This window comes from Citrobacter sp. MGH105, assembly GCF_001037485.2.
GTDB lineage: Bacteria > Pseudomonadota > Gammaproteobacteria > Enterobacterales > Enterobacteriaceae > Citrobacter > Citrobacter portucalensis.
The window spans coordinates 3,795,635-3,806,981 of sequence record NZ_CP073048.1; the positions used below are offsets into that span (position 1 = coordinate 3,795,635).

13 protein-coding genes are annotated in these 11,347 nt (G+C 54.0%); 8 read left to right on the forward strand and 5 right to left on the reverse strand.

From position 1 onward, the window contains the following. Positions 1–50: 50 nt before the first annotated feature. Complete coding sequence (gene fimA / locus SK35_RS18360) at positions 51–605, reverse strand: type 1 fimbrial major subunit FimA (RefSeq protein ID WP_032934356.1); 555 nt, start codon at positions 603–605, stop codon at positions 51–53. 575 nt (positions 606–1,180) lie between these two features. Between fimA and folD the strand changes: the two genes are divergently transcribed. From folD to SK35_RS18375, 3 genes are all read left to right on the forward strand, one after another. After that, positions 1,181–2,047 carry a bifunctional methylenetetrahydrofolate dehydrogenase/methenyltetrahydrofolate cyclohydrolase FolD gene (folD, locus tag SK35_RS18365; RefSeq protein ID WP_003831112.1) on the forward strand — a complete coding sequence of 289 codons (867 nt, stop codon included), beginning with the start codon at positions 1,181–1,183 and terminating at the stop codon, positions 2,045–2,047. Between the two features lies 1 nt (position 2,048). Further along, positions 2,049–2,261 carry a ribosome-associated protein YbcJ gene (gene ybcJ, locus SK35_RS18370; protein ID WP_003831111.1) on the forward strand — a complete coding sequence of 71 codons (213 nt, stop codon included), beginning with the start codon at positions 2,049–2,051 and terminating at the stop codon, positions 2,259–2,261. 125 nt (positions 2,262–2,386) lie between these two features. Beyond that, positions 2,387–2,911 carry a metal-dependent hydrolase gene (locus SK35_RS18375; RefSeq protein ID WP_048214760.1) on the forward strand — a complete coding sequence of 175 codons (525 nt, stop codon included), beginning with the start codon at positions 2,387–2,389 and terminating at the stop codon, positions 2,909–2,911. A 77-nt stretch (positions 2,912–2,988) separates the two neighbouring features. Here SK35_RS18375 and cysS read toward each other — a convergent pair whose 3' ends face one another. Further along, positions 2,989–4,374 carry a cysteine--tRNA ligase gene (gene cysS, locus SK35_RS18380; protein WP_003831109.1) on the reverse strand — a complete coding sequence of 462 codons (1,386 nt, stop codon included), beginning with the start codon at positions 4,372–4,374 and terminating at the stop codon, positions 2,989–2,991. Between the two features lie 173 nt (positions 4,375–4,547). On the opposite strand from cysS, the gene ppiB reads away from it, so the two are divergent. The 5 genes from ppiB (at position 4,548) to mnmH (ending at position 8,761) form a co-directional block, all read left to right on the forward strand. Continuing rightward, positions 4,548–5,042 (forward strand): peptidylprolyl isomerase B, encoded by a 495-nt coding sequence (gene ppiB, locus SK35_RS18385; RefSeq protein WP_003021875.1) that lies wholly within the window; start codon positions 4,548–4,550, stop codon positions 5,040–5,042. Between the two features lie 2 nt (positions 5,043–5,044). After that, on the forward strand, positions 5,045–5,767 hold the full coding sequence (lpxH, locus tag SK35_RS18390) for a UDP-2,3-diacylglucosamine diphosphatase (RefSeq protein ID WP_048214761.1): 723 nt from the start codon (positions 5,045–5,047) through the stop codon (positions 5,765–5,767). Positions 5,768–6,005: 238 nt separating this feature from the next. Next, positions 6,006–6,515 (forward strand): 5-(carboxyamino)imidazole ribonucleotide mutase, encoded by a 510-nt coding sequence (gene purE, locus SK35_RS18395; protein WP_048214762.1) that lies wholly within the window; start codon positions 6,006–6,008, stop codon positions 6,513–6,515. Continuing rightward, entirely contained in the window at positions 6,512–7,579 is a 1,068-nt protein-coding gene (purK, locus tag SK35_RS18400) for a 5-(carboxyamino)imidazole ribonucleotide synthase (RefSeq protein ID WP_003831106.1), read from the forward strand. Before purE ends, purK begins: the two co-directional genes overlap by 4 nt. A gap of 96 nt (positions 7,580–7,675) precedes the next feature. Further along, a complete protein-coding gene (gene mnmH / locus SK35_RS18405; RefSeq protein ID WP_048214763.1) occupies positions 7,676–8,761 on the forward strand; it encodes a tRNA 2-selenouridine(34) synthase MnmH in 1,086 nt (361 codons plus the stop codon). Here the strand turns inward: mnmH and SK35_RS18410 are convergent, their stop codons facing one another. The 3 genes from SK35_RS18410 to SK35_RS18420 all read right to left on the reverse strand — a co-directional run bounded on the left by SK35_RS18410 (position 8,762) and on the right by SK35_RS18420 (position 11,324). Further along, entirely contained in the window at positions 8,762–9,421 is a 660-nt protein-coding gene (locus SK35_RS18410; RefSeq protein WP_048214764.1) for a methionine ABC transporter permease, read from the reverse strand. It abuts the gene before it with no gap. Continuing rightward, complete coding sequence (sfbB, locus tag SK35_RS18415) at positions 9,414–10,430, reverse strand: virulence-associated ABC transporter ATP-binding protein SfbB (protein ID WP_032942581.1); 1,017 nt, start codon at positions 10,428–10,430, stop codon at positions 9,414–9,416. Before sfbB ends, SK35_RS18410 begins: the two co-directional genes overlap by 8 nt. Positions 10,431–10,493: 63 nt before the next feature. Then, the gene (locus SK35_RS18420) at positions 10,494–11,324 is read right to left on the reverse strand and encodes a MetQ/NlpA family ABC transporter substrate-binding protein (protein ID WP_048214765.1); all 831 of its coding nucleotides are present in this window, start codon (positions 11,322–11,324) and stop codon (positions 10,494–10,496) included. Positions 11,325–11,347: the final 23 nt, after the last annotated feature.

Here is an 11,347-nt window from a genome sequence, read left to right on the forward strand (position 1 = left end):
ATTGCCTCATCCAGTGAGGCGAACGTCATCCTTGCGCAAATCAGAACGGCTTATTCGTACTTCATAATGAACGTCGCGTCGGCATTTGCCTGACCCGGCGTAGCGCTGGTGGCTGTGGCTTTGTAACGCGCAGAGAAACGCAGGGTGTTGGTCCCTTCTACCAGCGCCTGAGCTGTAGAGAAGGTGGCTCCATCCGGCTTCAGCGCGGTGGACGTATTGTCCAGGATTTCAATCCCGACACCGCTGGCAGTAGTACCGTTATCTGCAGAAGTGACAGCCAGCAGGTTGTTGTTGGTAATATCGGATTGACCAGAGAAAGCCACGGCTGCGGTTGCGGCAACTTTCGGGTCACAGTCGTTTAGCACGATTGAGAACGGAATTTGCGCCGTTGTATCGCCAACTGCGGTAAAACTGGCGGTACGATACTGGCCTAAGGTGACAACCTGATCGGATGACTGAGTACTGACTGCACAGGCTGCATTGACCAGTTCACCTTCAAAATGCACAGTACCGCCGCTAACGCTTACCGGATCGGCTGCAACCGCTGCACCTGCAACTAACATCAGGCTGGCAATAACAGAAGAGGTCATTAATTTACGTTTCATGGATTTCCCTTGAATTACACACATCCGGCTCCGGCGTCCTGCGGGATCCGTTTGAATCATTATCGACATTAAATGTCAGGCTAATTATCTCTGCATCCTGTAAAGATATATATCGCAAGAGAATTAGCTAACCTTTTACCCCAACTCTCCTGAGTATTTGATTCACTAATTAATCTTCGCGAATATGACTATTCGTCACAGGGTTAAATTAAACATTTCAATTAATGAAAAATACCTGCAAATCCTTTTATTGACCCTGGTCAATTCTTATTGGGACCTAAGAAAAATCTGGGTGAATATTACTTAAATGCTCCCATAAAGGTACGTAACAGACTGGTTTATGGCGCATTACCCCTGAAAACACTAGGGTGATGAATTGTTTCATTCACGTTAATTTTAATTCGCATGCTCATTAATTACCTGGGAGACTTCAGCCTCTGTGCTGATCCCATGCTCTGACCATGGCACCCGTTATCGCACGTAAAAACGCAAACGAAAACTGACAGCACGCCCCGCTTCTGACAAAATAGTGACATCCCCTTCGGTTTAACGTAACAGACGGAATTCTCTCTCTGATGGCAGCAAAGATTATTGACGGTAAAACGATTGCGCAGCAGGTGCGCTCTGAGGTTGCTCAAAAAGTTCAGGCGCGTTTAGCGGCTGGATTACGCGCCCCAGGCCTGGCTGTTGTGCTGGTAGGTAGCAACCCGGCTTCGCAGATTTATGTTGCGAGTAAACGCAAAGCCTGTGACGAAGTGGGGTTTGTCTCCCGCTCCTATGACCTGCCTGAAACCACCAGCGAGGCGGAGCTTCTTGAGCTGATCGATACGCTCAATGCAGATACCACCATCGACGGTATCCTGGTACAACTGCCGTTGCCGGCGGGTATCGACAACGTGAAAGTGCTGGAACGTATTGCACCGGATAAAGACGTTGACGGTTTCCACCCGTATAACGTCGGTCGCCTGTGCCAGCGCGCGCCGCGTCTGCGCCCATGTACTCCGCGCGGTATCGTTACCCTGCTTGAGCGTTACAACATCGATACCTACGGTCTGAATGCCGTGGTCATTGGTGCCTCGAATATTGTCGGTCGCCCAATGAGTATGGAGCTACTGCTGGCTGGCTGCACCACCACCGTCACCCACCGATTCACTAAAGATCTGCGCCGCCACGTAGAAAATGCTGACCTGCTGATTGTTGCCGTCGGTAAACCGGGCTTTATTCCTGGTGAGTGGATCAAAGAAGGTGCAATTGTGATTGATGTCGGCATCAACCGTCTGGAGAATGGTAAGGTTGTTGGCGATGTGGTCTTTGACGATGCGGCCGCACGAGCGTCATATATCACGCCGGTCCCCGGCGGTGTAGGCCCAATGACGGTCGCCACACTTATCGAAAACACGCTGCAGGCGTGTGTTGAATATCATGATGTAAAGGACGTTTAAGATGGCCACATTTTCACTGGGTAAACACCCACACGTTGAACTCTGCGATTTGCTGAAGCTGGAAGGCTGGAGCGAAAGCGGCGCCCAGGCAAAAATTGCTATTGGCGAAGGGTTAGTGAAGGTCGATGGCGTTGTTGAAACGCGTAAACGCTGCAAAATCGTTGCCGGACAGACCGTCAGCTTTGAAGGCCACAGCATTAACGTCGTGGCGTGACCCTAAGTGCCGGATGAGGTTAACACCGTATCCGGCCACTTCCCCTTCTCGTTTTCAGATAATGACTTCATCCCCACTTCACAGTGAACTGATAGCATGTTGTTTTTCCTCACGAAGCGATCATCATGCCCACTATCGTTACCCACGCGGCCGTTCCGCTCTGTTTAGGGTTAGGTCTCGGACTTAAAGTCATCCCCCCACGATTACTGTTTGCTGGCGTCGTTCTGGCCATGCTGCCAGATGCCGACGTGTTGTCATTTAAGTTCGGCGTCGCCTACGGCAATGTGTTTGGTCACCGGGGTTTTACCCACTCACTGCTGTTCGCCTTCGTGGTACCGCTGCTCTGCGTCTTGATTGGCCGACGATGGTTTAAGGCGGGATTGATTCGCTGCTGGCTATTCCTGACGGTTTCACTGCTGTCGCACAGTCTGCTGGATTCTGTCACCACCGGCGGCAAAGGCGTCGGCTGGCTGTGGCCGTGGTCGGATGAACGCTTTTTCGCGCCGTGGCAGGTGATTAAAGTCGCGCCGTTCGCGCTGTCACGCTACGCCACGCCATACGGGCACCAGGTGATCATGTCGGAGTTGATGTGGGTATGGCTGCCGGGAATCGTAATGATGGGTGTGCTGTGGTGGTATCGGAAATATTAATCTGCCGGATGCGACGCGCTGCGTCTTATCCGGCCTACACGGCCCGGTAAGCGTAAGCGCCACCGGGCATTACAGAGTTACTTACGACGCCAGGTGGTACCCTGCGGGCCGTCTTCCAGCACGATGCCCATCTCGTTGAGACGGTCACGCGCGGCGTCAGCTGCCGCCCAGTCTTTCGCCTTACGCGCATCCAGACGCTGTTGGATTAACGCTTCAATTTCAGCGACTTCACCGTCATCCGCCTGCGCACCGCTTTGCAGGAACGCTTCTGGATCCTGTTCCAGCAGGCCCAGTACGCTGGAAAGCTTACGCAGATGCGCAGCCATGCCGTTAGCCGCCGCCATATCTTCACCCTTCAGACGGTTTACCTCACGTGCCATATCAAACAATACGGAGTAGGCTTCCGGGGTGTTGAAGTCGTCGTCCATCGCTTCAATAAAGCGCGCTTCAAAGGCTTCGCCACCGGCTGGCGCAACGGATTTGTCGGTACCACGCAGCGCGGTATACAGACGCTCCAGCGCAGAACGCGCCTGCTTGAGGTTCTCTTCGCTGTAGTTTAACTGGCTACGGTAATGACCAGACATCAGGAAGTAGCGAATGGTTTCGGCGTCGTAGTATTTCAGCACATCGCGAACGGTAAAGAAGTTGCCCAGCGATTTGGACATTTTCTCGCGGTCAACCATCACCATCCCTGAGTGCATCCAGTAATTAACGTACTCACCGTCATGCGCACAGGTGGACTGAGCAATTTCGTTTTCATGGTGCGGGAACATCAGGTCCGAACCGCCGCCGTGAATATCGAAATGGTTGCCCAACTGTTTGCAGTTCATCGCCGAACATTCGATGTGCCAGCCCGGACGGCCCGCGCCCCACGGAGACGGCCAGCTCGGCTCGCCTTCTTTGGACATTTTCCACAGCACGAAGTCCATCGGGTTGCGCTTCACATCAACCACGTCAACGCGCGCGCCTGCCTGCAGCTGATCCAGATCCTGGCGCGACAGCTGGCCGTAGTTCGGGTCAGTCGGCACGTCGAACATCACGTCGCCGTTATCGGCAACATAAGCGTGACCTTTGGCAATCAGCTGTTCAGTGATTTCGATAATTTCAGCGATATGGTGCGTAGCACGCGGCTCCAGATCCGGGCGCAGAATATTCAGCGCATCGAAATCGCTGTGCATTTCCGCGATCATTCTGTCGACCAACGCCACAAAACTTTCGCCGTTTTCATTCGCGCGCTTGATGATTTTGTCATCGATATCGGTAATGTTGCGCACATACTTCAGCTTATAGCCGAGGAAGCGCAGATAACGCGCAACGACGTCGAAAGAAACGAAGGTACGTCCGTGGCCAATATGACAGAGATCGTAAACGGTAATACCACACACGTACATGCCGACTTCCCCGGCATGAATAGGTTTGAATTCCTCTTTTTGGCGCGTCAGTGTATTAAAGATTTTTAACATCGAAGATTCCGTGTAGACGTGTGTGGATAGTAAAGTCTGTATAATACCCATAATTTAGACCGGAAGCAGCACACTTTGCGAGGTGATCGCAGCTTGCGGTTATGCTATAACACACCCCTAACTCTGACCCTTGACGGGGTCGAAGCACCAATCTATCGGAACAGGATGCAAAAATGGTTACTTTCCACACTAATCACGGCGATATCGTAATCAAAACGTTTGATGATAAAGCGCCTGAAACAGTTAAAAACTTCCTGGACTACTGCCGCGAAGGTTTTTACAACAACACCATTTTCCACCGTGTTATTAACGGTTTCATGATCCAGGGCGGCGGTTTCGAGCCAGGCATGAAGCAAAAAGCCACGAAAGAAGCGATCAAAAACGAAGCGAACAACGGTTTGAAAAACACCCGTGGTACGCTGGCGATGGCGCGTACTCAGGCTCCGCACTCCGCAACCGCACAGTTCTTCATCAACGTTGCAGACAACGACTTCCTGAACTTCTCCGGCGAAAGCATGCAGGGTTGGGGTTACTGCGTGTTCGCTGAAGTTGTTGAAGGCATGGACGTGGTTGATAAAATCAAAGGCGTTTCCACTGGTCGCAGCGGTATGCATCAGGATGTGCCAAAAGAAGACGTTATCATCGAAAACGTGACCGTCAGCGAGTAATCGTGGCGACACTGTTTATTGCAGATCTTCACCTCTGCACAGAAGAACCGGCGATCACCGCCGGTTTTCTGCGTTTTTTAGCCGGTGATGCGCGAAAGGCCGATGCGCTATACATTCTTGGCGACCTGTTTGAAGCCTGGATTGGCGACGACGATCCTAATCCGCTGCATCGTGAAATGGCCGCGGCGATAAAATCACTGACTGATTCCGGCGTTCCCTGCTTTTTTATTCACGGCAACCGTGATTTTCTGCTCGGTAAACGTTTTGCCCGTGCGAGCGGCATGACCTTGCTTCCCGAAGAAAAAGTGCTCGACCTGTATGGCCGCAAGGTGCTGATCATGCATGGCGACACCTTATGCACCGACGACGCAGGCTATCAGGCATTTCGCGCCAAAGTGCATCAACCCTGGTTACAGAAGCTGTTCCTCGCTCTGCCGCTGTTCGTTCGCCAGCGAATCGCTGCGAAAATGCGTGCCAACAGCAAAGCAGCCAACACCACCAAATCGCTGGAAATCATGGATGTGAATCAGCAGGCCGTGATTAGCGAGATGGAAAAACATCAGGTTCAGTGGTTAATTCACGGCCATACCCACCGTCCTGCCGTCCACAAACTTACGGCCAATGAACAACCCGCTTTCCGCGTGGTTTTAGGCGCATGGCACACCGAAGGTTCGATGATCAAAGTCACCCCTGACGACGTTGAACTGATCGCCTTTCCGTTTTAATTCTGCAGATACTCAGTTCCTCTTTACACAAAATTATTCGAGTTGCATCGAGGCGGCAAATCTGTGAGTCCTCTGGAGCTTACAAAAGTAAGTGACTGGGGTGAGCAGATGCAGCCAACAAAGAGGCAGCTTGAAGAGTGAAGTGCAAAGCGCGCAATCGTTTTCCTTGGCGGTGAATTATGCTATTCTCTGTGGCCTCAAAAGTCGAGTGTAGTGCACCACAGGAGTTTTCAGACGCATGTCTTCCCGCAATAATCCGGCGCGTGTCGCCATCGTGATGGGGTCCAAAAGCGACTGGGCTACCATGCAGTTCGCCGCCGAAATCTTCGAAATGTTGGACATTCCACACCATGTTGAGGTCGTCTCTGCTCACCGTACCCCAGACAAACTGTTTAGCTTCGCCGAAAGCGCTGAAGAGAACGGTTATCAGGTGATTATTGCCGGGGCCGGTGGCGCAGCGCATTTGCCTGGCATGATTGCGGCGAAAACGCTGGTGCCAGTTTTGGGCGTTCCGGTGCAAAGCGCAGCGCTGAGCGGCGTAGATAGCCTCTACTCTATCGTTCAAATGCCGCGCGGTATTCCGGTCGGCACGCTGGCGATCGGCAAAGCGGGGGCGGCAAATGCGGCCCTGCTGGCAGCACAAATTCTGGCAACACACGACAAAGAACTGCATCAGCGTCTGGCTGAGTGGCGCAAAGCGCAAACCGATGAGGTGCTGGAGAACCCGGACCCGCGAGGTGTCGCATGAAGCAGGTCTGCGTACTTGGCAACGGACAGCTAGGGCGCATGCTGCGCCAGGCCGGTGAGCCACTGGGCATAGCGGTCTGGCCCGTCGGGCTGGACGCTGAACCGGCTGCGGTCCCTTTTCAGCAAAGCGTGATCACCGCTGAGATTGAGCGCTGGCCGGAAACGGCACTCACCCGCGAACTGGCACGCCACCCGGCGTTTGTTAACCGCGACGTCTTCCCGATTATTGCCGACCGTCTGACGCAAAAGCAGCTTTTTGACAAGCTCGGTCTGGCGACCGCGCCGTGGCAACTGCTGGCAGATAAAAGCGAATGGTCTGCGGTATTCGACAAACTTGGCGAGCTGGCGATCGTGAAACGTCGCGTCGGCGGCTACGACGGACGTGGACAGTGGCGCTTGCGCGCAAATGAAACTGAGCAACTGCCGGACGACTGCTACGGCGAGTGCATCGTCGAGCGGGGAATCAACTTCTCCGGAGAAGTCTCACTGGTTGGCGCTCGTGCGCACGACGGCAGCACCGTTTTCTATCCGCTGACCCATAACCTGCATCAGGACGGCATTCTGCGCACCAGCGTGGTGTTCCCGCAGGCTAACGCCAGACAGCAGGAACAAGCTGAAGCAATGCTCTCTGCCATCATGCAGGAGCTGGGCTATGTCGGCGTGATGGCGATGGAGTGTTTCATCACCCCGGAAGGTCTGCTGATTAACGAACTGGCTCCGCGCGTGCACAACAGCGGGCACTGGACGCAAAACGGCGCCAGCATCAGCCAGTTTGAGCTGCATCTACGTGCCATTACCGACCTGCCGTTACCGACGCCGGTGGTGAACCACCCTTCGGTGATGGTAAACCTGATTGGTAGCGACCTGAACTACGACTGGCTGAAGCTGCCGCTGGTGCATCTGCACTGGTATGACAAAGAGGTGCGTGAAGGGCGTAAGGTGGGTCACCTGAACCTGAGCGACAGCGATACCGCGCGCCTTAGCGCGACGCTGGAAGCGCTTATCCCCCTGCTGCCGCCGGAATATGCCAGCGGTATTATCTGGGCGCAGTCAAAGCTGAAATAAGCCAATAATGCCGGGGAGTTGATTTTATCCTTCCCCGGCCCCTCCTCTGGCGCGTAAAATCCCCTCCATTGCTGTTTTGTATTTTCAGGATCAAACATGAACGATGGAACGGACTACCGCGCAATTTTGCTTGCCGGTACGCCTTTAATCGATGTACGCGCCCCCGTGGAATTTCAGCAGGGCGCAATGCCGGGCGCAATCAACCTTCCCTTAATGAACGATGACGAACGTGCCGCCGTGGGTACCTGTTACAAACGCCAGGGGCCCGAAGCCGCCCTCGCGCTCGGCCATCAACTGGTCTCGGGGGAGACCCGCCAACAGCGCATGCATGCCTGGCAGGATGCCTGCCGTCAAAATCCTGCAGGCTATTTATGCTGCGCGCGTGGCGGTCAGCGTTCGCATATTGTGCAGCAGTGGCTGCATGAGTCCGGCATTGACTATCCGCTGATTAAAGGCGGTTACAAAGCCCTGCGCCAGGCAGTGATACAGCTGACTGAAGAATTAGTGCAAAAGCCGATCGTCTTAATTGGCGGCTGTACCGGGAACGGCAAAACCCAACTGGTGCAACAACAGCCAAACGGTGTGGATCTCGAAGGTCTGGCGCACCATCGCGGCTCCTCGTTTGGGCGCACCGTTGAACCTCAATTGAGTCAGGCGAGTTTTGAAAACCTGCTGGCGGTTGAAATGCTCAAAACCGATAGCCGTCAGGATTTACGTCTGTGGGTACTGGAAGATGAAGGCCGCATGATCGGGGCTAATCATCTGCCCGAATGCCTGCGCGAGCGCATGACCCAGGCATCAATTGCAGTGGTGGACGATCCTTTTGAGCGTCGTCTGGAGCGACTACGCGAAGAGTATTTCGTGAAGATGCACCACGATTTTACCCACGCTTATGGCGAGAGCCAGGGCTGGCAGGAGTACAGCGAGTATCTGCACCACGGCCTGTTTGCTATACGCCGTCGTCTGGGTTTACAACGTTTTGCCGAGCTGACCACCCTGCTCGACGAGGCTCTGCGCGAACAGCAGGCAACGGGCAGCACCGACGCCCATATGGGCTGGCTGGTACCGTTGCTCAACGAATATTACGACCCGATGTATCGTTATCAGTTGGAAAAGAAAGCCGCGAAAATCGTTTTTCGCGGCACATGGCAGGACGTTGCCGACTGGCTTAACGCACAGTGATCAGTGTCTGTCGCGCTTATCTGCGCGTTTTGCCAGCCAGTCACCCAGCATCTGAACGACCTGCACCAAAATAATCAGCGCCACCACAGTGACGATCATGACCTGGGTTTCGTAGCGGTAATAACCAAAGCGAATCGCCAGGTCGCCGACTCCACCGCCGCCAACGATCCCGGCCATCGCGGAGTAACCGATCAGACTCACCAGCGTTATCGTCAACCCACGCAGCAGACCCGCGCTCGCTTCAGGTAACAGAACGGTGCAGATGATGCGCATCGGGCTGGCACCAAACGCTTCCGCTGCTTCAATAATCCCTTTATCGACTTCACGTAGCGCGCTATCAACCAGACGGGCATAGAAGGCGATTGCCGCCACTGAGAGCGGGACCGACGCCGCAATCGGGCCAATGGTATTCCCGAGCAAAAACTGGGTTAGCGGCAGCAGCAGAACCAGCAGGATCACAAACGGTACCGAACGAATGATATTCACCAGCACGGAGCTGAGCAGATACACAAAACGGTTTTGCCAGAATAAATGCCGGTCGGTGACGAAAATCAGAAAACCGAGCGGCAGACCACCAATAATTGCCAGCACCGTAGAGATGCTCAGCATCTGGAAGGTTTCATTAAACGCCAGCGTCAAATCAGGCAATAAATCATCCACGAATCACCTCCACCTGTGCAGTACGTTGACGAATATGTTCCACGGCGACTTCCACCGCTGAAGGGTTATGCGGCGCGGTCAGCTGCACGACCAGAATCCCCAGCGCACGTTCGCCAATATATTCAATTTTGCCGTGCAGAATGTTCACCGCCACGCCAAATTTAACCGCGACTTCTGACAACACCGGCTGTTCCGCCGAATCGCCGATGAACAGAATTTTTAGCAACTGGCCGGGCAGATGCTGGCGCAGACGCTCGGGCAGCGTCAAATTGAGGGTATGCGACACCAGCTGCTGCGTAAACGCGTGCTGCGGATGAGCAAAAACGTCAAACACCTCACCAGACTCCACCACCTTGCCACCGGACATCACCGCCACGCGATCGCAAATCGATTTGATCACGTTCATCTCGTGAGTGATCAGCACGATCGTGATCCCCAACTGTTGGTTGATCTGCTTAAGCAATGCCAGAATCGTGGCTGAGGTTTCGAGATCTAAGGCGGAAGTAGGTTCATCACACAGCAACACATCCGGATGATTGGCAATCGCGCGGGCAATACCCACACGCTGCTTTTGCCCACCGCTGAGCTGAACCGGAAAGCGGTTCGCCTTGTCTGACAGCCCCACCAGCGCCAGGATTTCGCTCACGCGCGGGCCAATTTTACTGCGCTCCCATCCGGCAGCCTTCAGGCTAAAGGCGACGTTTTGCGCCACGGTACGGGTATGCATCAGGTTAAAATGTTGAAAAATCATCCCGATACGCTGACGGGCTTTACGTAGATGCCCCCCTTCCAGCGCGGAAATTTCTACGCCGTTCACCTTCACGCTTCCCTGGCTCGGACGCGTTAAGGCGTTCAGGGTGCGCAGCAGCGTACTTTTCCCCGCGCCGCTGGTCCCGACAATGCCAAATATCTCACCTGCGCCAATGCGCAAGCTAACGTCATCAACCGCCCGGGTTGATGGTCCACGGCCTGCGCTAAAATCCACGCAAACCTTTTCTATCTCAATCATATCCACCTCAGAAATGCGAAAAGGGCAGTCGTCGCTGCCCCTGTTAACCCTTGTGCGCAGCGATTATTGGGCTGTCGACATCCATTCCGGTTTCTGGAAGGCGCTGTAGATATTTTGCGGATCGTCGATCACCGCGCGATACGCCGGAGATTTCACCGCCTCAACAATATCTTTCGCGAACGGTTTATCCGCATCTTCACTGCGTACCGCGATGATATTTTTCAGATTTTCGTCCAGGTGCTCTTGCTTGATGGCGCTGGAAAGATCCAGTTTTGCCGCCACGGCAAAGTTACCGTTGACCAGCGCGCCGGTCACACCGTCCAAAGTGCGCGGCAGTTGTGCCGCTTCCAGTGGTTTAAATACCAGTCCTTTCGGGTTGCTGGCGATATCGCGCTCGGAGGCTTTCGTAGGATCGATATTATCTTTGATGGTGATAAGGCCAATGGATTGCAGGAAACGCAGACCGCGGGCCAGGTTGGTCGGATCGTTGGACAACGTGATCACATCCCCTTTTTTCAACTCATCCAGGCTTTTGATTTTATGTGAGTAAAACCCCATCCCGGCCGTCGGGACCACAATCAGCTTGCTCAGCTTCAGGCCTTTATCGGCGGTGAATTTGTCAAAATAGAGCGAATGCTGGAACAGGTTAGCATCAATGCTACCGTTGGAGAGCGCCATGTTTGGCTGCACGTAATCGCTGAATTCGCGCACCACTACCTTATAGCCTTTCTCTTTCAGCGTGGGGGCAATGGCCTGTTTCACCATATCGCCGTATGGCCCAGGCGCGACGCCAAACACGATGGTATGCGGGTCACTGTTCGCATGAGCAAATTGTAAGCCGCAGGCCAGTAACAGCGCCCCGGTCGCGACGCGTAAACTCTGACGCAATCCCATATTCTCTCCATTTTAACGTTGTG